The sequence below is a fragment of the Bacillus sp. FSL H8-0534 genome (assembly GCF_038005885.1).
Classification (GTDB): Bacteria; Bacillota; Bacilli; order Bacillales; family Bacillaceae_G; genus Bacillus_A; species Bacillus_A pseudomycoides.
The window spans coordinates 4,851,799-4,869,864 of the sequence record NZ_JBBOUC010000001.1 but is presented as its reverse complement, the minus strand read 5'-3'; the positions used below and the strand labels follow the sequence as shown (position 1 = coordinate 4,869,864).

The window sequence follows — 18,066 nt, the reverse complement described above, 5'->3', positions numbered from 1 at the left end:
TTATTTCACCTCGAGTGGCTCCTCAACCAATTCCCCGTTTAGAGACCAAGTTTTTGCTTCCGTTACTTTTACTTTTACAAGCTGACCGATTGCATATTTTGGAGCTACGAAGTTTACAAGTTTATTGGTACGCGTATAGCCTGCAAGCACGTCGGGATTATTCTTACTTTCTCCATCAACTAGTACTTCAACGATTTGGCCTTTATATCGTTTATTCTTTTCCATAGAATATTCATTAACCAATGCATTTAACCGTTGTAAACGCTCTTTTTTCACTTCCATCGGTACATTATCCTTCATTTTTGCAGCAGGTGTACCTTCACGTGGAGAATAAATAAATGTAAATGCACTATCAAACCCTACTTCGCGATATAACGACATCGTTTCTTCAAACTGCTCGTCTGTTTCATTTGGGAAACCAACGATAATATCAGTTGTTAATACTGCATTCGGAATCGCTTCTTTAATTTTACGTACAAGTTCTAAATAGTGTTCCCGTGAATATTTACGTGCCATAATTTTCAACATATCTGTACTTCCAGATTGCACCGGTAAGTGGATATGTTCAACTAAATTACCGCCTTTTCCAAGTACTTCAATTAAGTGATCATCGAAATCACGTGGGTGACTTGTCGTAAAGCGAACACGTGCTATATCAATCTTACGAAGTTCATCCATTAAATCGCCAAGACCATATTCTAAATCTTCAAAGTCTTTACCGTATGCGTTTACGTTCTGACCAAGCAACGTAATTTCTTTATATCCATTTGCCGCTAAATGACGAATTTCATTAATAATATCTTCTGGGCGGCGACTACGTTCTTTACCACGTGTATATGGTACTATGCAATATGTACAGAATTTGTCGCATCCATACATAATATTTACCCATGCTTTAATATCACCACGACGTACTTTCGGAAGGTTTTCAATTACATCTCCTTCTTTAGACCATACTTCAACAACTGTCGCTTTTGAGAACATCGCATCTTTTAAAATGTACGGCAAACGATGAATATTATGTGTACCAAATACCATATCTACATGCTGGTTTTTTTGCATAATTTTATTTACAACAGATTCTTCTTGAGACATACAACCACACACACCAATTAAAAGATCTGGGTTTCTTTGTTTTAATGGTTTTAAATGACCAAGTTCACCAAATACTTTATTCTCAGCGTTTTCACGAATGGCACAAGTATTTAATAGAATCACATCTGCATCTTCTGTCGAAAATGTTGGTTCATATCCAAGTGTTGTAAAAATACCAGCCATTACTTCTGTATCATGTTCATTCATTTGACATCCATAAGTACGGATATAAAACTTTCTTCCGGCACCAAAGTTACGAAACTCTTCTGGCAAACCAAAATCACGTTCAATTTTAACTTCTTCTTTTCCGCGTTTTTTCGCATCTTTTAAAGAAGGCGGCTGATATACACTTTCAAAGTATTTACTGTAATCTTTTTCTCCTTTTTTCATAGAAGAATTGGCTTGTTGACTTGCTAATCGTTGTTGCTCGTTCATAGGTAATCTCCTTTCAACCTTAACTATACACACTCTGTAGTCCATTCTAATGACAATCAGACCCATCTTAAAGATTAGGATAGTTTGAGAGATAACTTGCCCCTTTGAAACTCGAGTAATCGATCTAACCATCCGTAAGAATGGAGTCTTCCCGACACCAATAGACATTCCCTTTTTTGTTGTTTTAACCTTGTCCTTTTAAATAACATGTTATTTTATTCCTATACACACTATCATAGTATAAAGTGTTTAGCCAAATTTAACAACAAAGAGACAGTATCATACCCACGTACTACAGCGCACAAACCAATTTTTTCTGACAAGACAATACACTATCATTTTATCATTCTGAATTTTCCGAGTAAACAAAATGTATTAAAAAGTTAACTCATTTTGTTTACTCACCATGTAAATAAAAAAGCTGCCATTAAGCAGCTTTTTTATTATGATTACATAAATTCAGCAACGAGTTCATCAAACATTTTTTGATCCATTTGTAAATCAGCTTGCACTAAAGGCTTTTCACTATATCCCTTTACAAGTTCTTGGTAAGAAGGCTGCTCTGTATTTTGATAAATTAAGCCTGTTACTAAACCTTTGTTTTCCATTAATGTTTGCATAGCAATCATACGATTAGATGGATCGTATCCTTCGACTGTGCTTAATTTTGTTAAATTCTCTTTAAACCAGTCATACGTATTTACTTTATTATAAGTTACACATGGGCTAAATACATTAATTAAAGAGAATCCTTTATGCTGAATACCAGCTTCGATAAGCTGCGTTAATTCTTTTAAGTCACTAGAGAAGCTTTGTGCCACAAAAGTTGCACCAGCTGTTAACGCCATTTCCATTACAGATAACGCTGGTTCAATTGAACCTTGCGGTGTACTTTTCGTTTTAAATCCCGCTTCGCTACGTGGTGAAGTTTGACCTTTTGTTAAACCGTAAATTTGGTTATCCATAACGATGTACGTAATGTCAATGTTACGACGAATCGAATGAATCGTATGTCCCATACCGATTGCAAAGCCATCTCCATCACCACCAGATGCGATAACTGTTAAATCACGGTTTGCCATTTTCACACCTTGTGCAATTGGAAGTGCACGCCCATGAATACTATGAACACCATATGAATTAATATAACCTGAAATACGACCTGAACAGCCAATTCCAGAAATAACAGCTAATTCATCTGGGTTTAAACCAACGTTAGCTGCTGCACGTTGAATCGCAGCTTGCACCGAGAAGTCTCCGCAACCTGGACACCAGTTTGGTTTTACACTGTTCCGAAAGTCCTTAAATGTTGCCATTTAATACAACCCCTTTTTTGCATTCGTTGTAAATTTCTTTTGGTAGGAATGGATTCCCGTCATATTTTAACAGACTAGAAATTTTCTCACCAATCCCAAGATTCATTTTCATAATGTTAGCAAGCTGACCAGTTGCATTGTTTTCTACTACAACAACGCGTTTTGCATCCTTTACAAGTGGAAGAATTTCATCAGTTGGGAACGGATGAATTAAACGAACATGAGCATGATTTACTTTTAATCCTTCTTGCTCTAAACGCTCCATTGCTTCTTCAATTGCACCACGAGTAGAGTTAAAGCCAACTAACAATACATCAGCTTCATCATACTTAGCATTTTTGTAAACAGGGGTATTAAACTTTAAATTCTCCATTTTACGGAAACGTTTGTCCATTTGTGCTTTACGATTCAGTGCTGATTCAGATGGTTTACCAGTTTCATCATGTTCTACACCTGTCACATGGTGAACACCATTTTTCATACCAGGTAAAACACGTGGTGAAACACCATCTTCTGTCACTTCATAACGTTTAAAGTAAGCTTTATTTTCACGATCTGGTAACTCTGCCTGTAAATCAAGCTTACCGCGGCGAATTTCTACTCTGTCTAACTTCAATGGTTCTACTGTTTGCTTTCCTAAAGAAAGCTGTAAATCTGTTAAGAAAATAACAGGAACTTGATATTCTTCCGCTAGGTTAAATGCTTCTACGATATCATAGAACGCTTCTTCAACAGTACTTGGCGCCATTACGATTTTTGGAATTTCACCGTGTGTCCCGTAAATCATCGCCATTAAATCAGATTGCTCTTGCTTTGTTGGTAAACCAGTACTTGGACCACCACGCTGTGTATCAACGATTACAAGTGGTGTTTCTGTAATACCAGCTAAACCAATTGATTCCATCATTAAAGATAAACCAGGTCCTGCTGATGCTGTTAGGGTACGTACACCCGCATAGTTCGCACCAATTGCCATTGTACAAGCAGCAATCTCATCCTCTGTTTGGATGACTGTTCCGCCTACTTTTGGCAATTTTTTAATTAAGTATTCCATAATTTCAGAGGCAGGTGTAATTGGATATGCTGACATAAAGCGCGCTCCACCAGCTACTGCGCCAAATGCAATTGCATCGTTACCGATCATAAACATACGTTTTTGACCATCAGCTTTTTCAAGCTGCATCATATTCACTTTCTCACCAAGTAATTCTTTCATATATTGAGAGCCGCGTTTGATTGCTTCCATATTCTTTTTAACGACTTGCTCTCCCTTGCGACCGAAAATTTCTTCAACAACTTCTAAATATACAGTTTCATCTAACCCTAATACTGCACTAGATGCCCCAACGGCAACCATGTTTTTCATTAATGATGTCCCTAATTCAGAGGCAATATCTGTAAACGGTATTGCATATAGATTTACATCTGAACTTTCTGGTATAGTTGGATTAAATTTTGCATCTGCAACAACAATTCCACCTGGTCGTAGTTCGTGGAAGTTAAAATCAATTGTTTCTTGATCAAAAGCAATTAAAATATCTAAATCATCTGATATTGCGCGTACTTCAGTTGTACTTACGCGAATTTTATTATTTGTATGACCACCCTTAATTCGTGATGAAAAGTGGCGGTAACCGTATAGGTAATACCCTAAGCGGTTTAATGCAATACAGAAGATTTCTCCTGTACTTTCAATTCCTTCACCTTGTTGTCCTCCAACTTTCCATGAAAGTTGACTAATCATCTCCTACACCCCTTTTGGCTGCATTCATTGTAGTGTATTTTTTTACAGTAATAGTGTAGCACTTTTTATGCAAAGAAACTACAATGGACACAAATTATACCTCTTCAGACTTCCCTGAATGTTTTGCATAATCTTAATTCGTCTACAATTCTAGCCTTACAATGAAAAAAATGCAATAATTTGGCCTGAATTTCATTAGAATTTTTTAATTTTTCTAACTTTTTATTTTCAAATAAAAAAACAATAAAAAATAAGAAACTAGAAAGAAATATGATTAATGAAATTATCATATAAAAAGCTTTGAACATTTGTTTCACTGTATCGCTTACTCAGTTCATTGATTACATATTCATAACGCCGATACGCTTCCACACCGACAACCATTTCTGTGATACCATCAAAATCCGAACCAAATCCTATATTGCGCTCTCCTCCGAGCGAACAAATGCGCTCCACATGCCGTAATATGTCATCCATATAAGCAGGCCTATGGTTGGTTAAAAACTCTGGAACGAACGTTACACCAATTACACCATCTTTTTGAATAAGTGCTTGTACTTGTTCATCTTTCAGATTACGCGGGTGCTGACAAAGCCCATAACAATTTGAATGTGATGCAATTGGATATTGAGCAATTTCCATCACATCCCAAAAACCTTTTTCATTTAAGTGAGACACATCTGTCCATAAACGAAACGAATTCAGCTCTTCTACAACCTTCTTACCAAACGCAGTAAGTCCCGCTCCTCTTGTTTCCAGTGCTCCATCAGCTAATAAATTCGCATGATTCCACGTGAGTCCCATAGATCGGACTCCTAAACGATAGAGCGTGCGCAATTTCATCATTTCTTTTCCAATTGCTTCGCCGCCTTCTAATGTTAAAATCGCGCCAATTTCATTTGATTCTAACTGCGTTATATCTTTTTTTGTCTGAATCAATTTCATGTTTGGTAACGATAAAATCTGCTTATAAAATATATCTATCATAGCTAACGTAGCTTCAAAACGTTGTTCATATGGTACGATTTCAGGTACATATATCGCAAAGCATTGTACGCTTCCTTTTCTTTGCTCCAATTGTTCAAATGTAATATGTAAAGACGGATCATTTTGAAAATTCTTCTTTCCTTTTGCACTCCATAGTTGCCATAGTACATCACAGTGCGCATCAAACACTTTCACTTTCATTTCCCCTTCCCCATAAAAACAACCTGTTTGCATAAAAGCAAACAGGTTGTTCAAACTTAACGAGGTTCTACAATTAATTTTATTGCTGTACGTTCTTCACCATCAATCATAATGTCTGTAAAAGCTGGGATACAAATCAAATCCAAACCACTAGGCGCTACAAACCCTCTTGCAATTGCTACTGCCTTCACAGCTTGATTTAATGCACCTGCGCCAATAGCTTGGATTTCTGCTGTTCCGCGTTCGCGAATAACTCCAGCAAGTGCACCGGCTACAGAGTTAGGGACCGAAGTTGCTTTAACTTTTAATATTTCCATTCCTCGTTTCCTCCTCGTTTCTTTAAAAAGTATTAGCGATTGATTTCACTTTAACTTATATTCACGAGGGGAGACATGTATTCCTGCTAAATTTCTGTAATTTTTCTAAAAAATTAAAATATAATGTTTTTTCTAACTTTTAAATGATCTTATTCGAAAAATGGCTGATCATCATTGATTAAAATACGTTCAATTTTTTTTGCTTTTCCTGTATTTGGATCCACATCAATTAATACTGCACTTAGTTGCGTTCTTCCATTTGTTACTTCAAAACGTACAGGTAAATTCGTTAAAAATTTCTTCAGTACAGCTTCACGATCCATACCTAAAATCCCATCATACGGACCAGTCATTCCAACATCTGTAATATAAGCTGTTCCGCTTGGCAAAATACGATTATCTGCTGTTGGAACATGCGTATGTGTCCCTACGACTGCCGTAGCACGTCCATCTACGTACCAACCAAGCGCCTGTTTTTCACTTGTTGTCTCAGCATGAAAATCAATAAAGATAATATTTGTACGTTTTTTCGCAATGTTAATTAATTCATCTACTTTTCGGAACGGGCAATCAATTGGCGGAAGGAACGTACGTCCTTGTAAATTAATTACCGCTACTTCGGTACCGTTACAATTTACAAAAATAAGTCCTTTTCCCGGTGTTCCCTCTGGGAAATTGGCTGGTCTTGCAAGATATTTTGCATCATCAATAAACTCAAACACTTCACGGTTATCCCAAGCATGATTCCCAAGCGTAACTGCTTGTGCACCACACTCTAAAAAGTTTCGGTAAATTTTCTCTGTAATACCACGGCCACCTGCAGCATTTTCTCCATTAATAATTGTTACAGTAGGCGTATATTTTTTCTTTAACGCCGGTACGTATTGTTGAATCATACCTCTTCCAGGGGATCCTACTACATCTCCAACAAATAAAATTCTCATATGTCTTACCCTTTCTATGTACTACTTATTTTATTACTCACTAATAAGAAAAACAAACTGCTCATTAAAACTCTTCTTCCATTCTAGCCAACTAGAATGGAAATCGAATAAAGTGATTTGCAAACGATTTATTTTATATTTCCCAATCCCAACACAAAAAAATAAAGTGGTGTTTCACCACTTTATTTTGCGTATTCCACTGCACGTGTTTCACGAATAACTGTTACTTTAATATGTCCTGGATAATCCAGTTCATTTTCAATACGTTTTCGAATATCACGCGCTAAACGATGGGCTTCTAAATCATCGATTGTATCCGGTTTTACCAAGATGCGAACTTCACGTCCTGCTTGAATTGCAAAAGATTTTTCTACTCCTTCATAGGATTCTGAAATCTCTTCTAACTTTTCAAGACGACGAATATAGTTTTCAAGCGTTTCACTACGAGCTCCTGGTCTTGCAGCTGATAACGCATCCGCTGCTGCAACTAAAACTGCAATGATGGAAGTTGGTTCTGTATCACCATGGTGAGATGCGATACTATTAATAACAACCGGATGCTCTTTATATTTCGTTGCGAGTTCAACACCAATTTCAACGTGACTACCTTCTACTTCATGGTCAATTGCTTTTCCGATATCATGCAATAGACCTGCACGTCTTGCTAGTTTTTCATCCTCGCCAAGCTCCGCTGCCATAAGTCCTGTTAAGTACGCTACTTCCATAGAGTGTTTCAACACATTTTGTCCATAACTTGTACGGTATTTCAAACGACCTAAGATTTTAATTAAATCTGGATGTAATCCGTGGACACCTACTTCAAATGTTGTTTGTTCCCCAACTTCGCGAATATACTCATCCACTTCACGTCTCGATTTTTCGACCATTTCCTCAATACGTGCTGGGTGAATACGTCCATCCTGTACGAGCTTATCAAGAGCGATACGAGCTGTTTCACGACGAATTGGATCGAACCCTGATAGGATTACCGCTTCTGGCGTATCATCAATAATAAGGTCAATACCTGTTAACGTTTCTAACGTACGAATATTACGACCTTCACGCCCGATAATACGTCCCTTCATTTCGTCATTTGGAAGATTTACAACCGAAACGGTTGTTTCAGCAACATGATCAGCTGCACATCTTTGCATTGCAAGAGATAAAATCTCTTTTGCTTTCTTATCCGCCTCTTCTTTCGCACGAACTTCACTTTCTTTTACCATAACGGCAATTTCATGAGAAATTTCACTTTCCACTTTCCCTAAAATGATTGCTTTCGCTTGTTCGCGTGTCAGATTGGAAATGCGCTCTAATTCCGTTTGTTGCTTTTGAACTAACTCTCCCACTTTGCTTTCCAACTCTTCAATCTGTTGTTGTCTCGCTACAAGAGATTCCTCTTTCTTTTCTAACATCTGCTCACGTTTATCGAGCGTCTCGTCTTTACGATCAAGGTTCTCTTCTTTTTGCATTAAACGATTTTCTTGTTTTTGTAATTCGCTTCTACGATCACGAATTTCTAATTCAGCTTCTGTACGAAGTGTATGAATTTCATCCTTTGCTTCTAAAAGCGCTTCCTTCTTAAGTGCCTCTGCTTCACGATTTGCATCTTCTAAAATGCGTCTCGCTTCGTTTGCTGCACCATTAATCTTCGCTTCTGCAATAGACTTTCGAACAAAAAAGCCAACAACTGCACCGACTGTTGCAAGCAAAATGGAGATGAGTATCCAAATTAATGTACTACTACTCATGATTTCACCTCCCCTTGCCATGAATGAAAAAAGACTGTCGGCATGTACATTAATTTGCAACGTACAGCAAAGACCGTCGCCCCGCTTTTTAAGGGACTTTCTTCATTTCACAATTAAAATGTCATATTATTATTTCGAAAAGGTATAGAACCTACTCCGAATGTTACTTCTCTTCTAGAGAAGAGTGTATCGTATATAAGAAAAAATATACATTCTCATTGTATCTATCGCAATTTTCATTGTCAAGCGTTGTCTACTTTTACTTTCTTTACCTTTGTCATATAAATCTCCTTTTAACGAAAAAAGTTTATATTCACCAAAGATGACACCCCTTACCTAATCAGTTTTAACAAGAGAGAACGCTTGAATGAAAGGCCTTGCTACATATTATTGTGAAATAAAAAATAAAAGACACGAAATCGTGTCTTTTGTTAATCTAGAATAGCACCTTCTTCTAAGTTTCCAGAATCTTCACCAATACCATGATGTTCACGAATAAAGAATGCAATTTCATCTCTTAATTCTGGATTTTCTTTTAAGAATTGTTTTGCATTTTCGCGCCCTTGTCCTAAACGTTCTTCATTATAAGAATACCAAGCACCACTTTTTTGAACGATATCAAGTTCAGAAGCCATATCTAAAATTTCGCCTTCTCTTGAAATCCCTTCTCCGTACATAATATCAACTTCAGCAACACGGAAAGGAGGTGCTACTTTATTTTTCACTACTTTTATTTTTGTTTTGTTACCAACAATATCATTACCTTGCTTTAATTGCTCAGCGCGACGCACTTCAAGACGAACTGTTGAATAGAATTTCAACGCACGACCACCTGGAGTTGTTTCTGGGTTCCCGAACATAACCCCAACTTTTTCACGAATTTGGTTAATAAAGATTGCAATTGTTTTTGATTTGTTAATCGCACCGGAAAGCTTACGAAGTGCTTGTGACATTAGACGTGCTTGTAAACCGACGTGAGAGTCACCCATTTCTCCTTCGATTTCCGCTTTTGGTACAAGAGCCGCTACAGAGTCAATTACGATAATATCAATTGCACCGCTTCGTACTAAAGCTTCTGCAATTTCTAAACCTTGTTCTCCTGTATCAGGCTGTGATAATAGTAACTCATCAATATTAACACCCAATTTTTGTGCATATACAGGATCCATCGCATGTTCTGCATCAATAAATGCTGCTTGTCCACCTTGACGTTGCACTTCTGCAATCGCATGTAAGGAAACCGTTGTTTTACCTGAGCTTTCAGGTCCATAGATTTCGATAACACGTCCGCGCGGGTAACCACCAACACCTAAAGCTACATCAAGTGCTAATGAACCACTTGGAATTGTAGAAATTCTACGTTCTGCCTGTTCTCCTAATTTCATAATGGAGCCTTTACCAAATTGCTTCTCTATTTGTTTTAACGCCATATCTAATGCCGCTTGACGATCACTCATTCAAAATTCCTCCTTAACTGAATTGCTAATCTTATTATACCTATTTTCATATCAATTTGCCAACAAAAAACGAACGTTTATTCGTTTTTTTGTTTTCCATGGAAAAAGTTTCATTTTTCATCACAAAAAAACTAGAAGAAACTCACATCTCTTCTAGTTTTTTGTATAAATGATAAAATCCATATTTCACAGAGCGTTCCCGAATTTGCTGACGACTTCCACTTAATTTAAGAGGAAAAACAAACGTTGGTTCATTCTTTATCGCTAAACCTACAAAAACAGTACCAGGCTCTTTATTTTCCGAAGCACCCGGTCCTGCCACTCCAGTAAAGCTAATCCCAATATCTGCCTTCAATAGTGTCTTTACATTTTCAGCAAGATAACGAGCACATTGTTCGCTAACAGCACCGACTGTTTGTAAGGTTTCTTCAGGCACTTGTAAAACATGTTGTTTCACTTCGTTATGATAGCAAATCACGCCGCCTTTAAAAACAGAAGATACGCCGGCATTTTCTGTTACTTGATTTCCAAACAGACCGCCTGTTAAACTTTCTGCACACGCTAAAGTTAAAGCTTTTTTCTTCAATAAATCAATCGCTTTATTATGAAGAAAATCTTGATTATATCCGTAGAAAAACTCCCCTACTCGTTCTAAAATCAAATCTTCTATATGTTGAATTAACACTTCCGCATACTTTACATCATGGTGTTTAGCAGTCAAACGAAGCGTTACTTCTCCATCTGAAGCTAGCGGAGCAATTGTTGGATTCGTTTGACCATCAATTAAGTCTTGAACTTTCACTTCCAGTTGGGATTCTCCAATGCCGAAAAAACGAAGAACACGGGAATATATATGCTCTTCAGTTGTAAGGTTACGTAAAAACGGCTCTACGTAGCTTGTATACATCGGTTTCATTTCTTTTGGCGGGCCCGGTAATAAAATATAAATCTTCTGGTTCTTAGCTAGCCCCATACCCGGTGCCATACCATGATCATTTGCAAATACAGTCGATCCCTTCAAAACAAGTGCTTGTTTCTTATTATTTTCTGTGAATTCGCGTCCTGTACGTTTAAAATACTCGCCAATTGACGTTAAAGCCTCTTCATCATAAACAAGTTCTTCTTGTAAGGTTGAAGCAATTGTTTCTTTCGTTAAATCATCTTTTGTCGGTCCTAATCCACCAGTAAAAATAAGTATATCTGCACGCTTCTCAGCAATTTGAATTGCTTCTTGTAAACGATGATTATTATCACCTACAACTGTATGATAATACACATTAATTCCGATGGAAGCTAACTTTTCAGATAAAAACTTCGCATTTGTATTTGTAATTTGCCCGAGTAACAATTCTGTTCCAACCGCAATAATTTCGGCATTCATTCCGATTCCCCCATAAGCTGTTATTTTGAATTTACAAAAGCAGCTCTATTTTTCCAGAAATAGTCCCAGCCAGAAATAACCGTAAAGATAAGTGCAATCCATATGAAAATATCCGCAACCGGAATATAGATTAAATTTAACGGTACATCATGTAATAAATATGCTGAAATCGCGATAATTTGTGTCCATGTTTTAATTTTCCCTAACATATTCGCCGCAACAACCTCACCAGTTCCAGCCAATATAAGACGTAATCCTGTTACAGCAAACTCACGGCTAATGATTACAATAACGATCCAAGATGGAACATATTGCATTTCTACTAATGTAATAAGCGCTGCTGAAACAAGTAACTTATCAGCTAATGGATCAAGAAACTTACCTAGATTCGTCACGAGATTATACTTTCTTGCATAATGTCCATCAATCCAATCTGTAGCTGAAGCAACAATGAAAACTATCGCTCCTACTAAATGTTGAATTGGTAACTCTACATTTCCAACTGTATATGTTCCCCAGTTAAAAGGAGCTAACATAATTACTAAAAAAATTGGAATTAAGCAGATTCGAGATATTGTAATTTTATTTGGTAAATTCACAGCTATTCCTCCATCATGTCAAAAACATTTGTTCATTGGAAAAAAGTCATCGAAGCGATGACTGTTATTGTGCAGGTTGTCCTACCCCTAGATTTTTAATCACTAATCTTTGGTGATATTCCTTTTCTGGATCTAGTGGGAAAGCAACAACTTGGCCATTCAGTTTAATTTCAACATTCGGTGCACTTCCAATGTTGAGAAGTACTTCTTTTGCTGTTGTTAAATCATGTTTTTCTGTTTGACCTTCTTGAAGTGTACCATTAAAAACGACATTTCCACCTTCATTTTTAATGTCTACATAACTTGCACCCTTCGCTGTAATTTCTAACTCCAGTGCTTTATTATTATGAATTTCCAAAGTAGATACCTTACCACTTGTTCCAACAAGCTTCACTTCTTCTTGTCCAGCAGGTGGCTGTTGTGCTGGTGGTTCTTCTTTCTTTGGCTCTTCTTTTTTAGGTTCTTCTTTTTTAGGTTCTTCTGCTTTTACTTCTTCTTTCTTTTCATCAAGCGGAGAATTTTTCGCCTTCTGTACTTCTATTTGTTCACTTTTCGTTTGTTTTACTTGTCCTTCATCTTTTCCAATTAACCATTGGAAAACAAACCACACAGCTACCCCTACTGCAATTACCAATAATGCAATCAATATTTTAGACATATGATCTGCTATTGGAAGCGATGCTGCTTTTTGCATAGTTTCTTGTGTTTTTTGACCTTTTGATATTTGCGGTACATCATGAGATTCAGATTGTGGTACTACGCTTTGATACTCTACAATCAACTCTTCTCCGTTCAGACCAACCGCGTCCGCATATTGTTTAATAAATGCACGTGCATAAAATGCACCAGGCAATATACTATAATCGCCCTCTTCAATTGTTACTAAATACCGTTTTTGAATTTTCGTTACCTCATGTAGCTGATCAATAGATAAGCCTTTCGCTTCTCTTGCTTCCTTCAGCTTTTGTCCTAATTCCGTCACTACTAACACCTCAATATTTCTTTAAAAGTCAAACATAGAGAAATTATTTTGCGCTCCTTGCTCAATTTCATCTACTAAATTATATTGAATTTCTTCATCATAATCGTTACGCAATTCAATAATATAATCAAAATCATCAAGTGTATATTCTGATTGACTCACAAATACATCTGGATGTTCGACAACTTTAGTTGCGGGTAATCTCATAATTTCACGAACGAGTTGCCAATGCCTTTCATTCGCACGCTTTGTTGAAACAATGCCATCTAATATAAAAATATTATCGTCACTATACTCATCTTCAATCAGTTGACTGCGTACAGTTTGTTTAATAAGAGTAGACGAAACAAATAGCCAACGCTTATTTGCACAAACACTTGCAGCAACGATAGATTCCGTTTTTCCAACGCGAGGCATTCCTCTTATTCCGATGAGTTTATGCCCTTCTTTTTTCATTAGTTCCGCCATAAAATCAACGAGTAAACCCAATTCATCACGAACAAAACGAAATGTTTTCTTATCATCTGCGTCTCGCTGTATGTATCTACCGTGCCTAACTGCCAACCTATCTCTGAGCTTTGGCGGACGATATTTCGTTACAGTTATATTATCCATCGTATTCAAAATTGATTCAAGTCTAGAGATTTGCTCTTGGCTATCACACATAAGCAACAACCCGCGCCGAGCGTTGTCTACACCATTAATTGTGACAATATTAATACCAAGCATACCGATTAACGAAGAAACGTCACCAAGCAAGCCAGGTCGGTTTTTATGTATTTCATATTCAAAATACCATTCAATCATCAAATGTCACTCCCCCTGCTTACTTTACACCTACGTACTATATTATATGATTTTACGTTAATAGGGAAGATAAATGTATAATGAATCACGGTATTTTCAATACCTAAAAAAAAGAGAGGATTTTCTCCTCTCTTTTTTACTTATGTTGTACAAACTTTACCATTAAGTTAGCAATCATGTGTTGTTCTTGTTCATCAGCCACTTTCCAAAGCTCAGCTAATAATTTTTCTTGATCATTTCGCGCCTCTACTTCATTTGCCAAATAATCACCTACACGGAATGCCATATCTGAAACTGCACCACCATCAAGCCCTTTTCCTTGTGCCTGTTCTAAACGTTCTCCTAAAAAGCTTTTCCACTGGTCAAAATTCTCTAATACTGACATGTTTAAGCACCTCACTATTAAGTAATAGAATCATACTTAATTTGTACAATTTCTCACTTTTTATGTACATATTTTTATTTTAACAATGCCAGCCACCGTTTACTCCAATAATTTGCCCTGTTATATAGGAAGCCCCTGGTGATACAAGGAAAGAAACAGTTTTGGCGACTTCCTCTGGAAATCCAATCCTTCCAGCTGGAATCTCTTCTGCGATCTCTTTCTTGTCCTCTTCTGAAAACACACTTAACATTTCCGTCTCTATGGCCCCTGGTGCCACTGCATTTACACGTATACCACTTAGCGCAACCTCTTTTGCGAGCGCCTTTACATAAGAGTTTTGTGCACCTTTTACCATAGAATACAGCACCTCACAAGACGCTCCTACTTGTCCCCATATAGATGAAATAACAACGATATTTCCACTTCGCAGGCGGATCATCGATGGAAGCGCAAGTGAAAGAAGGTTATAAACACTCTTCACCTGCAATTCCACCATCTCATTCAATTGCTCATTTGTCACATCTGTCGCCAAACCAAATATACTTTTTCCAGCTGCATACACAATAACATCAATCGGATAATGAATTTGCGCCCAGAGCTTTTGCACGCCATCTACCGCTGCTAAATTCGCTTGAACTGGAATAATTGCACCAAGTTGCTGTTCTAATTTTTTTATTTTCTCTTCACTTTTGTTGTAATGGACATACACCGTATAACCATCTTCAACTAATTGTTTCGAAATTGCAGAGCCAATTCCTCCGCTTCCTCCAGTCACTAATGCAAACTTTGTCATATGTATCCTCTCTTATCTTTCCTCTACAGAGAAACTCTTTCAAAACACTAGTCTTATCATGTATTCACAAACAAATAATACCCCCACCTTACAATTCAGCAATAGCCAAAAGGTTAGGTGGGGGATAAACTGTCCGTAAAGTTCTAAATCGTAAGGCTTAAGCCCCACTTATTCATGTTTCATTTTATTTCTTCGGCAAGACTTGGCAAATACTCATTCTTTCTTCAGATAAAAATACTTTGGCTGCTTCTTGTAAATCTTGAACAGTTAATCCCTCTAAAACGGACAGAGCATCAAACAAACTAGATTCATTAAACGCATACCTTGTGAATTGATTTGCAATATATTCAGGTGAGTTAAGCGATCGTAAAAAGCCGCCAATTTTCTTTTTCTTTACACGCTCTAACGCATTCTCATCTAATTCATTATAATTAGTCTGTAGTAAAACACCTTTTAAACGTTCAGCTAGCTCATCAGGTTGCTTCGTATCACCACCAACCATCGCAAAACCAAAGTTACCTTCTTCTGTATAATCATAAGAGAATGAGTCATCAATAAGTCCTTCATTATATAAAGACTCATAATGAACTGATCCTTTCCCAAATAAATAATCTAAAAGTAATGTAAGCGCGATCTCTTGTTTTAAAAGCTCTTGCCCTTTTTCTTTAAGCCCAGTCGCCTTTATGCCTATTAAACATTTTGGTGTTTGAACAGGCATAGAAATAATTTTTTTCTTTTCATTTACTGATTCTGGTTCATCTTCAAACGAACGTACGATTTCTGGTTGATTTTTATAATCTTTTTTCGCCTGATTTTCACGTACTAAGTTCATTGTTTTTTCTGGGTCAATTGCTCCTACAACAAATAACAACATATTGCTAGGATGATAAAATGTCTCGTAGCACTCATACAATAAGTCTTTTGTAATTTTACTAATAGACTCAATTGTTCCTGCAATATCAATTTTAATTGGGTGTTTGACAAATAAGCTATCGATTAAGCCAAAATACAAACGCCAATCCGGGTTATCTTGATACATTTGAATCTCTTGACCAATAATTCCCTTTTCCTTTTCAACTGTTTTTTCAGAGAAATAAGGTTCCTGAACAAAATTTAATAATGTATTTAAATTTTGTTCTACATTTGATGTACATGAAAACAAGTACGCTGTTCTCGTAAATGATGTAAACGCATTCGCAGAAGCACCTTGTTTACTAAACAACTGAAACGCATCATGATCTTCTTTTTCAAACAATTTGTGCTCAAGAAAATGAGCAATCCCATCTGGCACTCGAACCATTTCTTCTTTTCCAAGTGGAACAAACGTGTTATCAATGGAACCATATTTTGTTGTAAACGTCGCAAAAGTTTTATTAAATCCTTGCTTCGGCAATATATATACATCTAACCCATTTGGAAGCTTTTCATAATAAAGTGTTTCTTTTAATTGTTCATAAGAAATTTTCTCCATCTATTCTCCCTCCGTTCCGTGTAAAAAGTAAATCGTATCTAGCTCAATATTATTGGCAACCTTTACAATTTTCTCTTTTGTAACACGTTCAATTCCAGTTAACCATTCCTCTACTGGACGGGTACGTTCTGCAATGACGCCATGATAAAGCATTTCTACGAAACCACGCGGTGTATCAATTGCCTCTAAAATTTGGTTTTGAATTACACTCTTTGTTTGATGAATTTCTTCTTCAGAAAAGTCACCGTTTTGCATTGCTTTCATTTGCTCTTTAATAATCTCGACTGCTTTTTCATAATTTTTCGCTTCAATTCCCGACATAACAAAGAGAAGACCTTTATGACTTTCAAAACGCGACGCTGCATAATAGGCTAAACTGTTTTTTTCACGTACATTCACAAATAATTTCGAATGTGAGAATCCACCAAATAACCCGTTAAACAGCTGTAGCGCAAAATAATCCTCATCACGGTACGTAATATATGTGCGATATCCGATATTTAATTTACTTTGCTTTAATTCTTGTTTTTCAACAATTTCTTGTTCTTCATTATTTCGCTTATGAAGAATGACATTTTTGTCTTTTGCTGTACGAGGCGTGATTGAAAAGTATTTACCTACTAAGTCAACCGCATCTTCATCTATGTCACCAATGATATATAGATCCATTTCATCTTCCGCTAACACCTTTTGATAATAGCGGTATAAAGTTTCATTTGTAATGGAGGCAACGCGCTCTTTTTGACCATTTGCACTTAAACGATATGGTTCTACTTTACACATTTCTTCTATTAATCGTTCATTCGCATAGCGCATTTTATCATCATATGTAGCTTCAATTCGTTGCACGAGCGCTCTTTTTTCACTTTCTACAATTGATGATAAAAAACCGCTCCCTTCAGTTGCTGGGTGTAATACAATATCAGACAGCATAGACAGTGCTTTTTCAAACAACGGCGGTGCATCTTGTAAATATGTTTCGTTGGCAATATCCACATAAATAGAGATGATATGATCTTCCCCTTTTTTACTTACATCTACCGCCAGAGAAGAACCGTACAACTCCTCTAAATATTGGCGAAGACGAATTACAGATGGCAGTTTTTCTGTTGCACTTTGCAATACATATGGTAATAAAGCACGCTCTGTCACCGTTTCTTCATTTAAAGGTGCTTTAAAGCGAAATACAAATGTATTTGTTTTATATTTATCTGTCGGAATCATATGTACACGTAAACCACCTAGTTCATGCATTTGCTGTTCCATCAGTTTCATTTTATAGCCCTCCTTTACGTATGTAGGAATATTCCTCTTCAATATACAGTTTTTAGAAACGAAAAATCAACTTTTCTCCCTTACATACTTTTCCCTCAAACAGTTTACTAATTAAAAAGAGAAAGT

General features: G+C 36.7%; 16 protein-coding genes. All 16 read right to left on the bottom strand.

Annotation, left to right across the window (positions count from 1 at the left end):
• Positions 1-1,530 (bottom strand): tRNA (N6-isopentenyl adenosine(37)-C2)-methylthiotransferase MiaB, encoded by a 1,530-nt coding sequence (gene miaB, locus MHH71_RS24940; RefSeq protein WP_003199427.1) that lies wholly within the window; start codon positions 1,528-1,530, stop codon positions 1-3.
• A 449-nt stretch (positions 1,531-1,979) separates the two neighbouring features.
• Positions 1,980-2,846 carry a 2-oxoacid:ferredoxin oxidoreductase subunit beta gene (locus tag MHH71_RS24935; RefSeq protein ID WP_018764680.1) on the bottom strand — a complete coding sequence of 289 codons (867 nt, stop codon included), beginning with the start codon at positions 2,844-2,846 and terminating at the stop codon, positions 1,980-1,982.
• Positions 2,833-4,590: a 2-oxoacid:acceptor oxidoreductase subunit alpha gene (locus MHH71_RS24930; RefSeq protein ID WP_003199424.1), complete on the bottom strand. Its 1,758-nt coding sequence runs from the start codon at positions 4,588-4,590 to the stop codon at positions 2,833-2,835. Before MHH71_RS24930 ends, MHH71_RS24935 begins: the two co-directional genes overlap by 14 nt.
• A 258-nt stretch (positions 4,591-4,848) precedes the next feature.
• Positions 4,849-5,811 (bottom strand): dipeptidase, encoded by a 963-nt coding sequence (locus MHH71_RS24925; protein WP_003199421.1) that lies wholly within the window; start codon positions 5,809-5,811, stop codon positions 4,849-4,851.
• A gap of 23 nt (positions 5,812-5,834) precedes the next feature.
• Positions 5,835-6,095, bottom strand: coding sequence for a stage V sporulation protein SpoVS (spoVS, locus tag MHH71_RS24920; RefSeq protein ID WP_000404341.1), 261 nt, complete (start codon positions 6,093-6,095; stop codon positions 5,835-5,837).
• Positions 6,096-6,244: 149 nt separating this feature from the next.
• Positions 6,245-7,039 (bottom strand): TIGR00282 family metallophosphoesterase, encoded by a 795-nt coding sequence (locus tag MHH71_RS24915; RefSeq protein ID WP_003199419.1) that lies wholly within the window; start codon positions 7,037-7,039, stop codon positions 6,245-6,247.
• A gap of 182 nt (positions 7,040-7,221) precedes the next feature.
• Positions 7,222-8,790 carry a ribonuclease Y gene (rny, locus tag MHH71_RS24910; protein WP_016115916.1) on the bottom strand — a complete coding sequence of 523 codons (1,569 nt, stop codon included), beginning with the start codon at positions 8,788-8,790 and terminating at the stop codon, positions 7,222-7,224.
• A 431-nt stretch (positions 8,791-9,221) separates the two neighbouring features.
• Entirely contained in the window at positions 9,222-10,247 is a 1,026-nt protein-coding gene (gene recA / locus MHH71_RS24905; RefSeq protein ID WP_006095669.1) for a recombinase RecA, read from the bottom strand.
• A 142-nt stretch (positions 10,248-10,389) separates the two neighbouring features.
• Entirely contained in the window at positions 10,390-11,628 is a 1,239-nt protein-coding gene (locus tag MHH71_RS24900; protein WP_006095668.1) for a competence/damage-inducible protein A, read from the bottom strand.
• A gap of 20 nt (positions 11,629-11,648) precedes the next feature.
• Positions 11,649-12,227, bottom strand: a complete 579-nt coding sequence (gene pgsA / locus MHH71_RS24895) for a CDP-diacylglycerol--glycerol-3-phosphate 3-phosphatidyltransferase (RefSeq protein ID WP_033799052.1) — start codon at positions 12,225-12,227, stop codon at positions 11,649-11,651.
• Positions 12,228-12,291: 64 nt separating this feature from the next.
• Positions 12,292-13,218 carry a helix-turn-helix domain-containing protein gene (locus MHH71_RS24890; RefSeq protein WP_003199408.1) on the bottom strand — a complete coding sequence of 309 codons (927 nt, stop codon included), beginning with the start codon at positions 13,216-13,218 and terminating at the stop codon, positions 12,292-12,294.
• A gap of 12 nt (positions 13,219-13,230) precedes the next feature.
• The gene (locus tag MHH71_RS24885) at positions 13,231-14,016 is read right to left on the bottom strand and encodes a DUF3388 domain-containing protein (protein WP_016115921.1); all 786 of its coding nucleotides are present in this window, start codon (positions 14,014-14,016) and stop codon (positions 13,231-13,233) included.
• 136 nt (positions 14,017-14,152) lie between these two features.
• Positions 14,153-14,401, bottom strand: a complete 249-nt coding sequence (locus MHH71_RS24880) for a DUF3243 domain-containing protein (protein ID WP_003199403.1) — start codon at positions 14,399-14,401, stop codon at positions 14,153-14,155.
• A 79-nt stretch (positions 14,402-14,480) separates the two neighbouring features.
• Positions 14,481-15,194, bottom strand: a complete 714-nt coding sequence (gene ymfI / locus MHH71_RS24875) for an elongation factor P 5-aminopentanone reductase (RefSeq protein ID WP_006095666.1) — start codon at positions 15,192-15,194, stop codon at positions 14,481-14,483.
• A gap of 184 nt (positions 15,195-15,378) precedes the next feature.
• Positions 15,379-16,665, bottom strand: coding sequence for an EF-P 5-aminopentanol modification-associated protein YfmH (gene yfmH / locus MHH71_RS24870; protein ID WP_003209671.1), 1,287 nt, complete (start codon positions 16,663-16,665; stop codon positions 15,379-15,381).
• Positions 16,666-17,940: an EF-P 5-aminopentanol modification-associated protein YfmF gene (gene yfmF / locus MHH71_RS24865; protein WP_018782286.1), complete on the bottom strand. Its 1,275-nt coding sequence runs from the start codon at positions 17,938-17,940 to the stop codon at positions 16,666-16,668.
• Between the last annotated feature and the right edge of the window lie 126 nt (positions 17,941-18,066).